The sequence below is a fragment of the Flavobacterium palustre genome (genome assembly GCF_014639535.1).
GTDB lineage: Bacteria > Bacteroidota > Bacteroidia > Flavobacteriales > Flavobacteriaceae > Flavobacterium > Flavobacterium palustre.
Map to the genome: position 1 here is coordinate 15,246 of NZ_BMGA01000005.1, position 18,328 is coordinate 33,573.

Annotated in this window: 17 protein-coding genes; 11 read left to right on the forward strand and 6 right to left on the reverse strand. The window is 34.6% G+C overall.

Annotated elements, in window-relative coordinates; translation table 11 throughout:
• Window positions 1–26: 26 nt before the first annotated feature.
• The 3 genes from dapB to IEV84_RS10525 all read left to right on the forward strand — a co-directional run bounded on the left by dapB (window position 27) and on the right by IEV84_RS10525 (window position 3,112).
• Window positions 27–728, forward strand: a complete 702-nt coding sequence (dapB, locus tag IEV84_RS10515; protein WP_188494249.1) for a 4-hydroxy-tetrahydrodipicolinate reductase — start codon at window positions 27–29, stop codon at window positions 726–728.
• Between the two features lie 34 nt (window positions 729–762).
• Window positions 763–2,340: a signal peptidase I gene (gene lepB / locus IEV84_RS10520; protein WP_188494250.1), complete on the forward strand. Its 1,578-nt coding sequence runs from the start codon at window positions 763–765 to the stop codon at window positions 2,338–2,340.
• Window positions 2,341–2,485: 145 nt separating this feature from the next.
• Window positions 2,486–3,112, forward strand: coding sequence for a WbqC family protein (locus tag IEV84_RS10525; RefSeq protein WP_188494251.1), 627 nt, complete (start codon window positions 2,486–2,488; stop codon window positions 3,110–3,112).
• A gap of 123 nt (window positions 3,113–3,235) precedes the next feature.
• On the opposite strand, the gene IEV84_RS10530 is transcribed toward IEV84_RS10525, so the two are convergent.
• The 6 genes from IEV84_RS10530 to IEV84_RS10555 form a co-directional block, all read right to left on the reverse strand.
• The gene (locus IEV84_RS10530) at window positions 3,236–4,282 is read right to left on the reverse strand and encodes an endonuclease/exonuclease/phosphatase family protein (protein ID WP_188494252.1); all 1,047 of its coding nucleotides are present in this window, start codon (window positions 4,280–4,282) and stop codon (window positions 3,236–3,238) included.
• A 53-nt stretch (window positions 4,283–4,335) separates the two neighbouring features.
• Entirely contained in the window at window positions 4,336–5,202 is an 867-nt protein-coding gene (locus IEV84_RS10535; protein WP_188494253.1) for a rhomboid family intramembrane serine protease, read from the reverse strand.
• 37 nt (window positions 5,203–5,239) lie between these two features.
• The gene (locus tag IEV84_RS10540) at window positions 5,240–5,986 is read right to left on the reverse strand and encodes a rhomboid family intramembrane serine protease (RefSeq protein ID WP_188494254.1); all 747 of its coding nucleotides are present in this window, start codon (window positions 5,984–5,986) and stop codon (window positions 5,240–5,242) included.
• Window positions 5,983–7,866: a DNA mismatch repair endonuclease MutL gene (mutL, locus tag IEV84_RS10545; RefSeq protein ID WP_188494255.1), complete on the reverse strand. Its 1,884-nt coding sequence runs from the start codon at window positions 7,864–7,866 to the stop codon at window positions 5,983–5,985. Before mutL ends, IEV84_RS10540 begins: the two co-directional genes overlap by 4 nt.
• Window positions 7,867–8,038: 172 nt before the next feature.
• Window positions 8,039–8,614 (reverse strand): 6,7-dimethyl-8-ribityllumazine synthase, encoded by a 576-nt coding sequence (ribH, locus tag IEV84_RS10550; protein WP_188494256.1) that lies wholly within the window; start codon window positions 8,612–8,614, stop codon window positions 8,039–8,041.
• A 99-nt stretch (window positions 8,615–8,713) separates the two neighbouring features.
• On the reverse strand, window positions 8,714–9,487 hold the full coding sequence (locus IEV84_RS10555) for a tetratricopeptide repeat protein (protein WP_188494257.1): 774 nt from the start codon (window positions 9,485–9,487) through the stop codon (window positions 8,714–8,716).
• Between the two features lie 243 nt (window positions 9,488–9,730).
• On the opposite strand from IEV84_RS10555, the gene recF reads away from it, so the two are divergent.
• The 8 genes from recF to IEV84_RS10595 all read left to right on the forward strand — a co-directional run bounded on the left by recF (window position 9,731) and on the right by IEV84_RS10595 (window position 17,449).
• The gene (gene recF, locus IEV84_RS10560) at window positions 9,731–10,810 is read left to right on the forward strand and encodes a DNA replication/repair protein RecF (protein ID WP_188494258.1); all 1,080 of its coding nucleotides are present in this window, start codon (window positions 9,731–9,733) and stop codon (window positions 10,808–10,810) included.
• 170 nt (window positions 10,811–10,980) lie between these two features.
• Window positions 10,981–11,370 (forward strand): rhodanese-like domain-containing protein, encoded by a 390-nt coding sequence (locus IEV84_RS10565; RefSeq protein ID WP_188494259.1) that lies wholly within the window; start codon window positions 10,981–10,983, stop codon window positions 11,368–11,370.
• A 30-nt stretch (window positions 11,371–11,400) separates the two neighbouring features.
• Window positions 11,401–12,078, forward strand: coding sequence for a DUF2461 domain-containing protein (locus IEV84_RS10570; RefSeq protein WP_188494260.1), 678 nt, complete (start codon window positions 11,401–11,403; stop codon window positions 12,076–12,078).
• Between the two features lie 175 nt (window positions 12,079–12,253).
• Window positions 12,254–13,324, forward strand: a complete 1,071-nt coding sequence (locus IEV84_RS10575; protein ID WP_188494261.1) for a glycosyltransferase family 4 protein — start codon at window positions 12,254–12,256, stop codon at window positions 13,322–13,324.
• 155 nt (window positions 13,325–13,479) lie between these two features.
• Window positions 13,480–14,493 carry a UDP-N-acetylmuramate dehydrogenase gene (gene murB / locus IEV84_RS10580; RefSeq protein ID WP_188494262.1) on the forward strand — a complete coding sequence of 338 codons (1,014 nt, stop codon included), beginning with the start codon at window positions 13,480–13,482 and terminating at the stop codon, window positions 14,491–14,493.
• A gap of 131 nt (window positions 14,494–14,624) precedes the next feature.
• Window positions 14,625–15,731 (forward strand): glycosyltransferase, encoded by a 1,107-nt coding sequence (locus IEV84_RS10585; protein WP_188494263.1) that lies wholly within the window; start codon window positions 14,625–14,627, stop codon window positions 15,729–15,731.
• On the forward strand, window positions 15,722–16,273 hold the full coding sequence (locus IEV84_RS10590) for an RNA polymerase sigma factor (protein WP_188494264.1): 552 nt from the start codon (window positions 15,722–15,724) through the stop codon (window positions 16,271–16,273). The genes IEV84_RS10585 and IEV84_RS10590 overlap by 10 nt, the downstream gene beginning before the upstream one ends.
• A gap of 201 nt (window positions 16,274–16,474) precedes the next feature.
• Window positions 16,475–17,449 carry a hypothetical protein gene (locus IEV84_RS10595; protein WP_188494265.1) on the forward strand — a complete coding sequence of 325 codons (975 nt, stop codon included), beginning with the start codon at window positions 16,475–16,477 and terminating at the stop codon, window positions 17,447–17,449.
• The last annotated feature ends 879 nt before the right edge of the window (window positions 17,450–18,328 follow it).

The window sequence follows — 18,328 nt, forward strand, 5'->3', positions numbered from 1 at the left end:
TTTTTAACAATTTAAATATACTACAAATGAAAATCGCGCTTTTAGGATACGGAAAAATGGGTCAGGTAATTGAAAGAATTGCTCTGGAAAGAGGTCACGAAATTGTTTTGAAAAAGGACGAATTCAACACCTACGACGGACTTGAAACTGCCGATGTTGCTATTGATTTTAGTGTTCCTATGGCAGCAGTTGATAATATTTCTGCTTGTTTTAACAACAATGTTCCTGTAGTTTCAGGCACAACAGGCTGGCTAGAGCGTTATGACGAAATGATTGCTTTATGCAAAGAAAAAAATGGCGGTTTTATTTCAAGCTCTAACTTTAGTTTAGGAGTCAATTTATTTTTTGGCCTTAACGAATATTTAGCTAAAATGATGGCTAAAATTGACGGTTACAAAGTTACTATGGAAGAAATCCACCACATTCATAAACTGGATGCTCCAAGCGGAACCGCTATTTCATTGGCTCAGGGCGTTATTGAAAACAGCAATTATAATAATTGGACATTAGAACAAGCTAAAGAAAACGAAATCCACATTGAAGCGGTTCGCACAGGTGAAGTACCAGGCACGCACACCGTAACTTATGACTCAGGTATTGACAGCATCGAAATCAAACATACAGCTCACAACCGTGAAGGTTTTGCACTTGGTGCCGTAATTGCTGCCGAATGGTTAGCCGGAAAACAGGGAATTTTCAGTATGCGTGATGTGCTTAACATTCAATAATTAAACCCAAATTAACCTTTAATTCAACAGAACTATGACACTATATCAATGGTTTGTATTTTTTCTCATTATTCAAGTTGTTCATTTTTTAGGAACTTGGAAACTTTATGAAGCAGCAGGAAGAAAAAAATGGGAAGCTGCCATACCGGTATATAATGCTATTGTTCTGATGAAAATCATCAGCCGACCTACATGGTGGACTTTATTACTTTTTATTCCTATTATTAATCTGATTATGTTTCCGGTAATTTGGGTAGAAACCTTAAGAACCTTTGGAAAACGCAGTCAAATTGATACTATTTTAGGGATTATAACTTGCGGATTGTATATTCTTTACATCAATTACTCTCAAAAATTAGACTATAACAAGGAAAGAAGTTTACATCCAAAAAACAAAACAGCCGATACCGTAAGCTCATTACTATTTGCTATAATTGTAGCTACTTTTGTACATACTTATTTTGTACAACCTTACACTATTCCAACTTCTTCATTGGAAAAATCATTGTTAATTGGTGATTTCTTATTTGTAAGCAAGATGAATTATGGAGCAAGAGTTCCTATGACCACAATAGCCTTACCAATGGTTCATGACTCAATTCCAAAAACCAAAAGAAAATCTTATTTAAGTTTTCCTCAATTACCTTACTTAAGATTACCGGGAATTGAAGATAAAATTAAACGCAGTGATATTGTTGTTTTTAACTGGCCGGTTGATACCGTACATTACTTTTTTGAACCAAAAGGAAAACCCGGAGTAATCAAACCTATTGATAAAAAATCTAACTATGTAAAACGTTGTGTGGGTATTCCTGGGGATAGTTTAGCTATAAAAGGCGGCATCATCTATATCAATGGAAAAGTGCTACAACTTCCCGAACGTGCAAAACCTCAATACTCTTATTCAGTAGGAATTGACACTAAAAATCCTCCTATGGACTTAGAAAATCTATTAAGAGAGATGGATGTTACAGACGGAGTTGGTATAAATGAGACCAAAGACACTTTATATTTTAGAGCATTAACTGCCGCTGGTGCCGAAAGATTAAAGAAAACAGCCGGTATTACAACTGTAAAACGACAAATTGCAAAAAATATTGAACCAACCATTTTTCCTTATATCAACAAATGGAATCAGGATAATTTAGGTCCAATTTACATTCCTGAAGCAGGAAAAACAGTAGCACTTACACTGGAAAGTTTACCGTTTTACAAAAGAATCATTACTGAATATGAAAAAGATGAAAACGGCAATAAAAACGACTTAAAAGTTACAGGAAATGAAATTCGTCTAAATGGAAAAGTAGTTAACAGCTATACTTTTAAACAAAATTACTACTGGATGATGGGTGACAACCGCCACAATTCTGAAGACAGCCGATACTGGGGTTATGTACCGGAAGACCACATTGTAGGAAAACCGGTTTTCATCTGGATGAGTTGGGATGTTAATGGAAAAGGAATCAATAAAGTACGCTGGGACAGAGTGTTTACTACCGTTAGCGGCGAAGGACAACCGCAATCGTATTTCAAAATTTTCCTGATTTTATTAGCCGCTTTCTTAGTTGGGGATTATTTCTGGAAAAAAAGAAAAGAGAAAAACAATATCTAGTTTGATATATTTATAGCATATAAATTCTTTTATTTTGCCACAGATTAAAAAGATTAGCACAGATTAATCTGTTAAAATCCGTGTAATCTGTGGCAAAAAATAAAACACATCGATAGTTTTAACTATTTTAGAGAGCAGTAACAGAATGAAAACCTTATTACACCCTTCTTATTTCCCGTCGATTAGTCATTTTGTTGCCATGCTGCAATCAGAAAGTATCGTATTTGAGATGGAAGACAATTTTCAGAAGCAAACCAACAGAAACCGAACCTATATCTACAGTCCAAACGGAATTCAGCTTTTAAATATTCCGATAAAGCATTCTAAAACGAGCCATCAAAAAACCAAAGACATTCAAATAGAAAACGATTTTGACTGGCAAAAACAACATTTTAAATCCTTAGAAGCAGCATACAGAAGTTCGCCTTTCTTTGAATTCTTTGAAGATGATTTTGTTCCTTTTTTCGAAAAAAAACATACTTTTTTAATGGATTTGAATTTTGAAGCATTAGACATCATTTCTAAATGTATGCGAACTAAATTCAATTTTGAAACCACTACTGAATATTTCCACGAAGTAGATCCGAATGAAATTCAGGATTATCGATTTTTAGTTAATGGCAAAAAAGATCCTTCTGTTTTTGAATCCTACACCCAGGTTTTTGATGATAAATTTGGTTTCATTAACAACTTAAGTATCCTGGATTTACTTTTTAACGAAGGAAAATTTACGGTTGATTATTTAAAATCACAAAGTTTAGCTATCCGATAACTAAAAATTTTACCTCAAATTCACAAATTAATTTTTAAGCTTTGTGAACTTTGCGAAAACCCTTGTGTCCCGATAGCTATCGGGATTGCGGTTAAAAATTGGTGAATTCGTGACTAAAAAAAATTATTCCAATGACAATTTAGCCATTATTGGATAATGATCGGAATTATCAAATTCAGGGAAAGTTTCAAACTTTTTCACCTTCATCTCTCTGTCGGCAAAAATATAGTCTATACGGGCAGGATAATATTTAAAACGATAGGTTTGACCAAAACCTTTTCCTGCCTCCTCAAATCCGTCTTTTAAACTGCCTTTAATGATGCGATACACATAAGAGAAAGCACTATTATTCATATCTCCGCAAATAATTACCGGATATTTGCATTCTTTAATACTTTCCTTTAAAATTTCAGCTTGTTGTTGTTGCTGTTTAAAAGCCTTACTGATTCTAATAAACAACATCTGAGATTTTTGTTTATTAATTACATCAATATTCTCCGAAATCTCATTCACATCCGGTGAAATCTTAATCGACTGCAACTGCATATTATACACCCTGATAATATCCTTGCCTTTCTTTATATCGGCATAAACGACATTGTTATTTGAATTGGGGAAAGAAATTTTGCCTTCCTCAATAATTGGAAACTTAGAAAAAATAGCCTGTCCGGTCTTAATTTGTTTCCCTTCCATAAAAATAGCACGATGCGGATAAACTTTCAAATCAACATGACCTGAATTAGAATACTCCTGAACACATAAAATATCGGGGTTTTTATCATTTATAAATTCCAAGATAGTTTCCGGAATATCTGATTTATCCTGCCATTTGAATAAATTAAACAAACGCACATTATAACTCATGACCACAAAATCTTTGTCGGTTTCAGGGTACTCTTTAGTCGAGAATTTATAAAATTTATTGATAAAAGTAATTCCCATGAGCAACATCAGCCCCGAAAGTATCATCCTTTTTTTGAATTGAACGGCCCAATACACAAAAAAAAGAGTATTCAATATAAAAAACAAAGGCATAAACAAAGTTAGCACCGACAAAAGAGGAAAAGTCTTCGGTGCCAAAAACGGCAAAACATAAGCGATAAAAGTAAGGGCTATTAAAAGAATGTTTAAAGAAAACATTCCTTTGTTAAACCACGAAAGCTTTTTCATTATTTTTAATTTAATGCCTAAAGTTTTTATAAAAATACGGCAACTTCAAACAATTATTTCCCTGATTTGAATAAAAAATCTTTCTCTTCTTTTGTTAAACTATCATAACCCGACTGACTGATTTTGTCTAAAATCTCATCAATTTGTTGTTGTGTCTTATCTTTGGTAATAATTCTGGAAACAGTCCTTTTTTCAACAGGTCTATTATAATTTTTATGCACTTTTTTAAAAGGTGTTGATGGCGATGTTTTAAAACCATTGGCAAAAAAATCAATAATTTTAGTAACCATCACACTCATATCAGTACCTTTTTGTAAGGCCTGAATATAGACAAACCCAAAAAATGCTCCCGCCAAATGCGAAATATGTCCGCCCATATTCTCTAAACGAAGCTGCATCAAATCTAGTATGAGCAACACCGCTGTTATGTGCCACAATTTTACATTTCCTATCAACAACAAGCGTATCTGCATCAAAGGTTGGTAAGTTGTAACAGCAACCAAAATTGCCATAATTGCCGCCGAAGCTCCTACAATAGGAGCTATAATGTTCATAAAATAATAGGTCGCCACAAAAACTATTCCTGCAAAAACAGCACTCAAAATATACAAGCCTAAAAATTGTTTTTGGGTAAAAAAAGTTAAAAACAACTGACTTGAAAAATTCAATATAATCATGTTAAAAACCAAATGCCAAAATCCATCATGAAAGAAAGCATAGGTTAGAAAAGTCCATGGATTATATATAAAATCATCCGGAGATGTTGACAACAAAATCCATGAAGGATAGGAAAACGAACCTTTTTGAAACTGATAGAAAAAAATCAACGAAATCAAAAAGCAAGCTACATTCCAATAAATTAATCTGTTAGCGATTCCTCCAAGTTTGTATTGCAATTTTAAGTCGTCCAGAATATTCATATACGCGTCTTTATCAAAGTTAATTTTCTTAAAAATATTAATTCCAACGGTTGCTATTAAACTGATTTTTCTTCCAATACCACATAATCAGAAAACCAAATAAAGCTCCGCCAACGTGGGCAAAATGAGCTATTCCTGTTCCTCCAAAAATAGACTGTCCGGATACTCCTAAATACAAATCAATTAAAACCAAACCCGGCACAAAATATTTGGCTTTTACTGGTACCGGAATAAACATTAAAGCCAATTCGGCATTTGGAAACATAAAAGCAAATGCCACCACAATTCCATAAATAGCTCCGGAGGCTCCCACTACTGTGCCAACAAAGGCACTTATAAAATTTTGATATTCTGATGCCGTTAAAATCGATTGCCATTGCGTATTGATTTTCCCCTCATTTAACAGTTTTAAAATCTCTGTCTTTTGAAAACCATGCTCTCCTAAAATACCAATAGCATCATTAAAATAATAATAATTAATTCCTGTATGCAACAAAGCCGCACCTAATCCGCAGGAAATATAAAAGAAAAGAAACTTTTGACTCCCCCAAAAATGCTCTAAGGCTGAACCAAATGAATACAAAGCGAACATATTGAATAAAATATGCATAAAACTGCCGTGCATGAACATGTGTGAAATAATTTGCCAACCATGAAATCCTTGGTTTTCCGGGAAATACATTGCCAATATTTCGTATGCAGGATTACCTACTACTAATGTCCCTATAAAGAACAGAATATTTATTATCAATAATTGTTTTACCGTTTCGGTTACATTCATCATAGTGCAAATTTTTTATCTATATCTTCCACACGCATGGTGATGAAAGTTGGTTTTTGAAAAGGCGACACATTAGGGTCTTTACAGGCAAAAAGACCGTTTACCAAATTCTCCTGTTCTTTTATCGTTAAACTTGTTCCTGTTTTTACCGCCAAACTCTTTGCCATCGACTTAGCAATAGTATCATTTTGACTAAAACTATTCTCCGGAATTCCTTGCTGTAAATCACTTAATAATTGCTCTAAAAGTATCGAAACCTCACTCTCGGTCACATTTACCGGAATTCCCGAAATCACCACATGATCATTATTAGTTTCTTCAAAAACAAATCCGGTATTAATAAGCGAAAGCTTCAATTCGGCCAATAATTCCATTTCAGCTGACGAAAAATACAAATTCAACGGAAATAATAACTGCTGACTCGATGCCTGATGCACCGTCATATTCGCTAAAAATTGCTCGTACAAAACCCGCTGATGCGCGCGCTGTTGATCCACAATTACCATTCCAGACTTGATAGGAGAAACTATATATTTTTTATGAATTTGATATACATTCTGAACCGCATGCTCTACTTCTTCGTCATTAAATAACGAAGCCGTTACTTCTTCACTTTCAAAAGAAATCTCAGCACTTTCTGTCGGAAATTCAGGTTCTTGTTTTAAGCCTACATACAAACTTTCCCAACTTGCTGTCGCAGCAGGTTTTCTGTAACTGGAAGACGAACCCGAACCAGAAGAACCTGAACCGGCATAATGCTTATTGACTTTATCATCCGAAAACGGATTAAAAGTACTATCCACCTGAATAGTAGGCATTGCACCTTCTAAATCTTTATAATGATAAGGCGTGTCTAAATTAGCATCCCGGTCGAAATCCAAAACCGGAGCTACATTAAATTGTCCCAAACTGTGTTTAATGGAAGCTCTTAAAATAGCATACAAAGCGCTCTCATCATCAAACTTGATTTCAGTTTTGGTAGGATGAATATTGATATCAATAGAATTGGGCGGAACCGATAAATACAGAAAATAACTCGGCTGTGCTCCGTCTTTTAAAATTCCGTCATAAGCCGCCATTACCGCATGATGCAAATAACCACTTTTTATAAATCGGTCATTGACAAAGAAAAACTGCTCTCCCCTGTTTTTTTTAGCAAATTCAGGTTTGCTGACAAATCCCTGAACAGTTACAATTTCGGTATCTTCCTGAACAGGAACTAATTTTTCATTGGTCTTCCCCGAAAAAACATTCACCACACGTTGTCTTAACGTCGAAATGGGTAAATTATACATTTCGCTACCATTGTGGTAAAATGTAAAATGAATATTCGGATGAGCCAAAGCCACACGTTGAAATTCATCAATAATATGTCTATATTCTACGGTATCCGACTTTAGGAAATTGCGTCGGGCGGGAATATTAAAAAACAAATTTTTAACGGCAAACGAAGTCCCTTTTGGCAAGACCGCTGCTTCCTGAGAAACAAATTTACTTCCTTCGATAACAATTTGGGTACCTAACTCCTCCTGATCCTGCTTGGTTTTCATTTCCACATGGGCAATCGCCGCAATAGAAGCCAAAGCCTCTCCACGGAAACCTTTCGTATGCAAACTAAACAAATCTTCGGCATGGCGGATTTTGGAAGTAGCGTGACGCTCAAAACACAAACGGGCATCGGTAACATTCATCCCTTTACCGTTGTCAATTACCTGAACGAGCGACTTTCCGGCATCTTTTATAATCAACTTGATATCTGTTGCATTAGCATCAACAGCATTTTCAAGCAATTCTTTCACTACCGAAGCCGGTCTTTGGACCACTTCACCCGCAGCGATTTGATTAGCAACATGATCAGGAAGTAATTGAATGATACTCGACATTTTTTCAGTTTTCAGTCCCGACAGTCATCGGGATTAGTATTCAAAGGATAACTAAGCCCAGCAAATTTAATAAATTTTGGCTGGCTTTCCTCCTTTTGCAAATCATAAATAAAACAAAAAACCTATACTATTTAGTCAGAATAGTATAGGTTTCATTTTGAATTATTTAGTCTTACTCTTTTAATTCTAATGGTGTTCCTTCATCTAATTGAATTGCTCCCGAAGTCAACAAATTTTGCTGCACATAATCATGAGTCAAAGAAGCCTGTTGACGGATGTAAGCCATTTTGATAGCCGCAATCGCTGCTTCAGTTCCCTTATTTCCATGAATTCCGCCACTTCTGTCAATAGATTGCTGCATCGTATTATCGGTCAACACACAAAAAATTACCGGAATATCCGTTTGCACATTCAAATCTTTAATTCCCTGAGTTACACCTTCGCAAACAAAATCAAAATGCTTGGTTTGTCCCTGGATCACACAACCTATAGCAATTACAGCATCTACCTTTTGAGTTTGCAACATTTTTTTTGCTCCATAAATCAACTCAAAACTCCCAGGAACATTCCATCGGATGATATTTTCAGCCGGAACTTCATTGTCTAAAAAAGCTTCTTCCGCTCCTTTATACAAACCTTCTGTTATATTGTCATTCCACTCTGAAACTACAACCCCAAAACGAAAATCTTTTGCGCTTGGAAGTGTACTCTTATCGTAAACTGATAAATTTTTATTAATCGTTGCCATATCAAATTTATTTTTTTAGACTTTGAAATTATAAATAAAAATTGGTGATTACAAGTATTTAATTCCCTGCAATCACCAATTTTTAAATGTTGTTTTGTATTATTCAGATAAACCAATCAAAGCGTCAACTGAAGCTGCTTCCGGAGCATTTTCGTATTTTTCTTTGATTTCTGTAAAATATTTTAAAGCGTCTTCTTTTTGCCCTAACTCCAATGCTGTTTTTCCGGCTTTCATCAAGAAACGAGGCGTAGTGAAATCATTTTTATTAGACTCCGCTGCTTTTACATAATAATCCAAAGCTTCTTTTGGTTGATTTTTCTCAGCATAAGCATCTCCGATAGCACCTTTTGCCATAGCACTTAAAACAATATCATCCGATTTGAATTTTTCTAAATATTCAATTGCTTCAGCAAATTTACCTGTATTCAAATAAGCGATACCTGCATAATAATTCGCTAAATTCCCTGCTGAAGTTCCTGAATATTCGTCAGCTATTTTAACGAATCCAAATTTCCCTTCTGAACCGTTTAATGATAATTTATACAATGAATCACTGGCAACACCGCTACTGGCTTGTTGGAAATTTTGTTGTGCCACAAACATTTCGCTTGCCGCTTCTTCTTCTTTAGGCCCACTTATAAATTTTTCATAAGCTACATACCCTACAGTTAGTAAAGCAATAGCTCCTACTACACCAATAATGATTTTTTGGTTTTTAGCTACCCAGTCTTCCGTTTTTGATGCAGTTTCGTCTAATTTAGAAAAAACCTCAGCAGTAGTACTGTTTTTTTCGTCAATTACTACTTCTTCTACCGCCTCTTTTACTTCTTTTTCTTTTGGTGCTTTATATCCTCTTTTATTGTACGTAGCCATTTAAAAATAATTTAGTGAACCGCAAAAATAAAATTTTTATTCAAACCCACGCAAAAAAACCAATTTTTTATATCTAAATCGAAAATATTTTTACTTTATTGGAATTAGAACAAATTCAGCCACATTTTTTTTGAGACAGAAACCAATTCAAAAGCCATTTATATCGATATTTTTCAATAATTTGCAGCCACTTTTAAAACCTACGCAAAAACAGCAAATACGGCAACAGCAGCAGCAACCAAAATGTATTTAAAAAAAATTTCCTTATTCAATTATAAAAATTTTTCGGAAGCCAGTTTCGAATTTGACGGTAAAATAATCTGTTTTGTGGGTAAAAACGGTATTGGAAAAACCAATGTTTTGGACGCTATTTACCATTTGTCTTATGGAAAAAGTTACTTCAATCCGCTGGCGGTTCAAAATATCAAACACGGCGAAGAGTTTTTTGTTATTGATGCCGAATTCATCAAAAATGAACGAATCGAACAACTGGTTTGCAGCTTAAAAAAAGGGCAAAAAAAAGTACTCAAACGCAACGGCAAAGCCTACGACAAATTCTCGGATCATATTGGTTTTATTCCGCTCGTAATTATTTCTCCGGCCGACAGGGATTTAATTATCGAAGGCAGCGAAACCCGCCGAAAGTTTATTGACAGCATTATTTCCCAACTCGATTCACATTATTTACAACAGTTGATTCAGTACCAAAAAGTAATGAGTCAGCGCAACGCCCTGTTGAAATATTTTGCTCTTAATCATGTTTTTGACAACGATACCTTATCTATATATAATGAGCAACTCAACGATTTTGGGAAATACATTTTCGAAAAAAGAAAAGAATTCATCGCTGAGTTTATTCCGATTTTCAACGCCCATCATCACGCCATTACAGATTCACAGGAATCAGTCCAATTAGTCTATGAAAGTCATTTATTTGAAAATGATTTATTGACACTTTTACAGCAAAATATCAACAAAGACCGAGCCTTACATTATACCAGTATGGGAATCCACAAAGACGATTTATCGTTTGAAATCGACAATCATCCCATTAAAAAATTTGGTTCACAAGGCCAACAAAAATCATTCCTGATTGCCTTGAAACTGGCTCAGTTTGAATTCCTGAAGAAACAAAGTGGCGTAAAACCGATTTTATTATTTGATGATATTTTTGACAAACTGGACGAAACCCGCGTTGCTAAAATTGTCGAAATGGTCAACTCCGATACTTTTGGGCAACTTTTTATTTCAGATACCCATCCTGAACGTACCGAAGCTATTGTAAAATTGACGCATCAGTCGTATAAAATATTTAACTTATAGTTTTTTTTTAAACCGCAATCCCGATAGCTATCGGGACACTAAGTTTTTTTAGTAAAGAAAAAAGAAAAAATCTGTGATAATCTGTGTAATCTGCGGTTAAAATTTTATTATTAAATCTATTAAAGTCTGTCGTTTTAACTATTTTTGATACTATCTAAAATTCAAATGTGATGAAATTCAAAACCTTATTCTCAATACTTTTCTTATTCACTTTATTTTCCTGCCAAGCTCAAACTTCAAAAAACATCAAAACCATTGAAGCTCCTGCTTTCGCAAAAGAAATAAAGACAAACAAAAAACCACAAATTCTGGATGTTCGTACTCCGGCAGAATTTGCCGAAGGACATATTGAGAATGCTGTAAATGTGGATTGGCAAGGAGAAAACTTTGTTAAAAATGCTGAGAAATTCGATAAAAACAAAGCTGTTTATGTGTATTGCCGAAGTGGTAAACGAAGCTTAAAAGCATCCGAAAAACTGGAAGCATTAGGATTCAAAAAAATCTATAATTTAGATGGAGGCTTCCTTAAATGGAGCGCCGAAGCCAAAACAGCAAAATAAAAACCCTACAACAATCAAAAAACACCCCTAATGCTTACAAAAGAATCATTGCAATTTTTAGACGACTTAAGAGCCAATAACAATCGTGAATGGTTTCAGGACAATAAAAAACGATACGAGATTTTCAAAAAAGACTACCATCAGTTAGTGAGTGATTTCCTCGATGCCATGAAACCAATGGATCCTGCATTAGAAATGCTCGAAATTAAAAATTGTACTTTCAGAATCAACAGGGACATTCGATTTTCTAAGGATAAATCACCTTACAAATCCCATTTGGGCGTTTGGTTGTCTTCCGGTTTAAAAGATGCTAATCGCACAGGATATTACGTTCACATCGAGAGAGGAGCCAGTTTTATAGCGGGAGGATTTTATTCGCCGGATCCGGACCAATTGAAAAAAATACGCAAAGAAATTGCGTTTTTCTACGAAGACTTAGAAGCTATTTTGAACGAACCTAATTTTAAAAGAGAATTTGGCGATTTTAGCCGAAATGAAAAAAGCGTACTCAAAAGTCCACCCAGAGATTACGAAAAAGATCATCCTGCCATTGAATTTTTAAAATTAAAAAGTTTTGAAACTGTTCAAAAAATTGATATTTCAGAAGTATTAGAAAAAGACTTTGTTGCTAAAATGAGTCAAAAATTAATCCTTCTAAAACCACTGAACGAATTCATGAATCGCGCTTTAGAAACGGACGAATTTTAGTAAGTATCCTGAACCTTTTTTTAACCGCTAAGAACACAAAGTTTGCGCAAAGTACCCTAAACTTTGTGTTCTTTGCGTTTTAAAAGACAATAAATAATCTTTCATTTAATCTTTGCGGTTAAACATTTTTGAAAACTCAAGGAAATCTTTTTAATCTGTGGCAAATAAATAATTGATGAAAAAAAGAAAAATACTTTTCCTTGGAGAATCCTATCGTGCCGATGCTATTACCTGGACGAATGGTCTAAAGGAATTTGGCGATTTTGAGCTAATTACCTGGGAACTGCAAACACCCAATACTACTTTTTTAAACAGAATAAAAAGAACACTGGAATTTGGCTTCGCTCCTATTGCTATTCGAAAAATCATTCGCCAGCAAAAACCGGATATGATTATTGCCGAGAGAACCACCAGTTACGGATTTCTGGCAGCACTTTCAGGACTAAAACCCTCAGCGATTGCCCAACAAGGCAAAACGGATCTATGGCCTGAAAATTCTATCACGATTCCGCTAAAGAAGATTTTACAAAATTACGCCTTTAAAAAAGCCACGCTTATCCATGCCTGGGGTCCTGTAATGGCGGAACACATGAAAAATTCAGGGGTTGATATGGAAAAGGTTTTAGTATTACCAAAAGGAATTGATTTAAACGTATTCGAAAATAAAAACACTGCCCTTTCAAATAAAATTTCGGCTATTGTTACTCGTTCGCTATTGCCGGAATACCGACACGAAGTTATTCTACAGGCTTTTTCCTTATTAAATCAAAGAAAAATCGACTTTACCTTAACCATTGTGGGCGATGGAAAAAAATTAGATTTTTTAAAAGATTTAGCAAAGAAAATGCAAATTGAAAACAAAGTCATTTTCACGGGCAGAATTCCAAATACCGAACTTCCTAAATTATTACAACAATCCAATATTTACATCAGCATGCCCGTAACCGAAGGCGTTTCAGCCTCTTTATTTGAAGCCATGGCTTGCGGTTGTTATCCTTTGGTAAGCGACATTCCCGGAAACCAAAGTTGGATTCGCCATCGTGACAACGGACAATTAATTACTACTGACGATGCTGAAATGCTTGCCGAGGAATTGATTTGGGCTTTTGAAAATCCGGACATTCGAAATAAGGCGGTTTTAAGCAACCGCGAATTCATAGAAAACCATATGAATTACGAAACCAACATGAAAATCATCGCCGATAAATACCACGAATTAATTGACGAACACACTTCAAAAAATTAAACCATTAAGAAATTTAAGTTTCATTAAGCAGTCCTTTTTTAAATTTTCTTAAATTTCTTAATGGTTTAAAGAAACTTTGTGACTTTGCGGTAAAATCAAAAATTATAATTCTTACTTTTGAACCGCAAATTCAATCTTAAAAAGCACTTTCTTTTATGGAAATTCTACACAATTTTTCTTTAAAAAACTACAATACTTTTGGCATTGAAGCCAAAGCCAGACAATTTGTTGCGGTTCACTCCGTAGCCGAATTGAAAACGGTTTTGAAAGAACACCAAAACGAAAAGAAATTTATTTTGGGCGGTGGCAGCAATATGCTTTTAACAAAAGATATTGAGGCTTTAGTGATTCATATTGATTTAAAAGGCAAAAAAATCATCAAAGAAGACGATGATTTCGTTTGGATTGAAGGTCAGGCTGGTGAAAACTGGCACAAATTTGTACTTTGGAATATTGATCAAAATTTTGGCGGATTGGAAAATATGTCACTGATTCCGGGGAATGTGGGGACAACTCCGGTACAAAACATTGGCGCTTATGGTGCTGAAATCAAAGATACATTTGTTTCCTGCGAAGCCATCCATATTGCCACTCAGGAAATGAAAACTTTCACCAATGCCGAATGCAATTTTGGATACAGAGAAAGTATTTTTAAACATGAAGTAAAAGACCAATACATCATTACTTCGGTAGTTTTTAAACTCACAAAACGCAATCATAAAATCAACACTTCATATGGTGATATTTTAGGAGAACTGACTCAAAAAGGCATCGAAAATCCGGGATTAAAAGACGTAAGCAATGCTGTAATTGCCATCAGACAAAGTAAATTACCCGATCCAAAAGAACTGGGAAATAGCGGTAGTTTTTTCAAAAATCCAATTGTTTTGAAAGTTGATTTTGAAAAAATCCACCAAAAATTCCCTGAGATGAAATTCTACGATGTTTCGGCAACAGAAGTCAAAGTTCCTGCGGGCTGGCTGATTGAACAGGCTGGTTTTAAAGGTAAACGCTTTGGCGATGCAGGAGTTCATAAAAACCAAGCCTTGGTTATAGTGAATTATGGCAATGCAACGGGACAGGAAATTCTGGAAGTTTCTAAAAAAGTACAACAAACTGTTTTTGAAACCTTTGGAATCCAAATTGAAGCCGAAGTAAACATCATTTAAAATCAAAAATTAGACAGAAAATTTTCTTTAAAATTCATATTGTATCATTTTCAAATCCTAATTCTATTTATACCTTTGCACTGTCCTTTCCTGAGGCTTCGGGATGGGGATTAAACAATCTTTAAACTCAGATGCTTATACCGATTCTTTACTTTTTTATTGTTATAGTTGTTATTCAAATTGTGTATTATTTAGGTGTTTTTGGGAAATTTGCTTTCGCCAAAGCACAAAAAATAACACCCAAAAGAATTCCAATTTCTGTTATCGTTTGCGCCAAAAACGAAGAAGAAAATGTAGCCAAATATGTTCCGCTATTAGCCGAGCAAAACTACCCTGATTTTGAAATCGTTTTAATCGACGATGCTTCGAGTGATAATACCTTAGAATTATTTGAAGCCTTCGAAAAACAATATTCTAACATTCGTCTCGTTAAAGTACAAAACAACGAAGCCTTTTGGGGCAATAAAAAATACGCTTTAACCTTGGGAATCAAAGCCGCTAAAAAAGAATATTTGCTATTTACCGATGCCGATTGTTACCCAACATCAAAAGACTGGATAACCGCTATGAGTTCGCAATTTACCTTACACAAAACGATTGTTTTAGGCTACGGAGGCTATGAAAAAATAGCCAATTCGTTCCTGAATAAAGTCATTCGTTTTGAAACTTTGCTAACCGCAGTGCAATATTTTTCATGGGCTAAACTGGGACATCCTTACATGGGCGTTGGTCGCAATTTGGCTTACAAAAAAGAAGAATTTTTCAGGGTAAATGGTTTTATCAATCACATTCAGGTGCGTTCCGGTGATGATGATTTGTTCATTAACGAAGCTGCAAATGGCGGTAATACCACAGTGGCTTATTCTCCGGAAAGTTTTACCTATTCTGAACCGAAGAAAACATTCAAAGATTGGTTTACCCAAAAAAGACGACATGTAGCTACTGCTAAACATTATAAAACTTTTGACAAAATGCAATTGGGACTGTTTTATGCTTCTCAATTGTTATTTATCGTTTTAGCGACTGTTTTATTAGCTTTCCAATTTCAATGGATTTTAGTTTTGAGTCTGGTTGGTTTTCGCTATTTGTGTGCCTGGGTAACCATTGGTATCGCTGCGGGAAAATTAAAAGAAAAAGACATTAAATTTTGGTTTCCATTCGTAGAATTAGCGCTTGTTTTTACTCAAATCAATGTTTTTATCACTAATATTTTTTCAAAACCGGTCAATTGGAAATAAAAACGCAAATAGAAAAAGCCAAACAAGGAGACCAAACGGCCTTTACTTTTCTATTGAATCATTATTGGAGTGAAGTTTACGGTTTCATGCTCAAACGCACCGAAAACGAAACCAATGCCGAAGATATTACCATTGAAACTTTTTCAAAAGCTTTTGACAAAATTGCCACTTACAATCCTGAATTTCAGTTCAACACCTGGTTAATTTCGATTGCTAAAAATGTGTATATCGATATGCTTCGCAAAAGAAAATCCAGCCTTTTTGTGGAAATTACCGAACAGGAAGACCAGAAAGCTTACAACATTGCCGATACCACTCCGTCTAAAGAAGACGAACTGATTACCGAGCAAAACCTCTCGCAATTACTGCAATACATCAAAGAACTGAAACCGCATTATCAGGAAGTAATCCAGCTGCGTTATTTTCAGGAAATGAGCTATCAGGAAATAGCCAACAAAATTGACGAACCTCTCAACAACGTCAAAGTAAAACTCCTAAGAGCTAAGAAATTACTGGCTGAGATTATCAATAATCGTAGGTAATATTTTTTTAAACCATTAAGACATTAAGATTTAGTATGACTTTCTTTTACAAGTAAGAAAAGTTTTTATATTTGTGTTTGTAATTAGAAATAATACGCAGCAATAATTAAAAAAATATGCGCATTACATACCGATAAAAGATATAACTAGTTTGGTTTATGCGTGTATAAACTAGTTAGATGCCATTTTAAAGAAATACACATGAGAAAAGCATTAATCGGTTTTAGTAGCCCAACTGCATATTTTTATGACCATGACCGTCAATATTTTAATGAGCCTTGGAGATGGAATCCAATACTGGAATCTCCACAAGGACTATTGACACTATATGATGAACTCTGGTTTATAACTCGGGCGCTATGCCCAGTTAATCTTCGGAACGAAAATTATGTAAAATTTCTTGATGATGATTCAACTTATCAAACGATTGTACAACAAATTTTATCAGATTTCACAAATAAAAAATTCGAAGAGTTCGTACTACATTATCCTTATTTGAACGAGATAATGGATACATCTAAATCATTCATAACTAGTGCCGAAATTTCTAACTATGGAAATATTGTTAGACAAGTATATGGCAAAAAAACAGGATCTGGATTACCCTTAGATAATCATAGTCACAATATCGAAATATTTGGAAACGACATTTCAGGAAATTCATTTAGAATTGATTTGTTAGCTTTGGATAACGTAATTTGTGATTATTTATATGTTCCTAATTTAGAACTAATTACAAATAGATTTAATAGTAGTTATATTAATCCAAAATATAATACATTAAATCAAATTATTACATCTCAAGCCATAACTGTGAAAAGAATTCCTGTCTCGCAAACGCCAGTCGGCCCCGTATTACAAAACATCGAACAGATTAGAGAAAACAATTATTTGGTAGACTTTCGGAACAAAATAATATCCAATTCGAAAATTGAAGATGCGCAAGAATTGGTTCCGAAAATAGAAACTGAATTTAATAATTATCGAAATCAACTACTCATTGACAAACATAAGGATGCAACTTTAGCAACGAGTTTATCAAATACTATACTTACTGTAGTCAAAGACTCTATGTTTTCAGGTTTGAATGCAATTCAAGAAATTGGAGAAAAAAGAAATACTAGAAAAATGGATTGGACAGCCTTCGTATCAAAAATCGATAAAAACGGCATCTAAACCCGACCGCTAAGATATACCTAAACGTTAGCGCAGAATTGCATTCTGTGCCCACAACAATGAGCAAATCCTATACATAAAATACTTTTTGGAATAACCAAATAAGATTGCTTCGCCAGTTCCTCGCTACCGACCACTAATATCTATACAGTAAAATACAACTACTATTTCCAGCCTCATTGAATAAATGGGGCTTTTTTATCCCTAAAACGAACCAAAAAGGTTCTATACACAAACCAAAAAAGTATCTAATAGTCTTTTTTAAGTATGCTATAGGACTCTTTTTAGTACTATAACGTCTTTTTTAACTCCGCTAATGGACGTTTTAAGTACCTTAAGGTACTTTTTAAGTACGCTACAGGATGTTTTTAGTACCATTGCGCCTTTTTTTGGTTCTATAATAGTATGATAATGACCCAACCGCCCGGTTAGCCCCACGCTGCCGCAAGAATCCCGACCGCTCGGATATACACACAAACGTTAGCAGAATTGCATTCTGTGCCCGCAACAATGAGCCAATAACACAAGCAAATACTTTGTGGAATTACTGGATGAGATTGCTTCGTTCCGATAGCAATCGGAACTCGCAATGACAAGATTGCGGTAAAATGAATTGGAACGGGCTTTAGCCCGTTTAGAAAATAGAAATCTAAATTGGCTTTAGCCTAAATATATTGATTTTGGCTAAAGCCAACTATTGTATCAATTCCATCATCTGGCTAAAGCCAGACGCTATTGAACTATCCCCTCTTATTCTCGTTTGCAACAAGAACAAAAACCTTAATTTTTCTTATCCTCTTAATGGTTAAACAGTTATAAAAAAGTTTTTTTCGCACAAATACCAAAAAAAATTAAAAAATATTCTCAGTACTTAGAAAA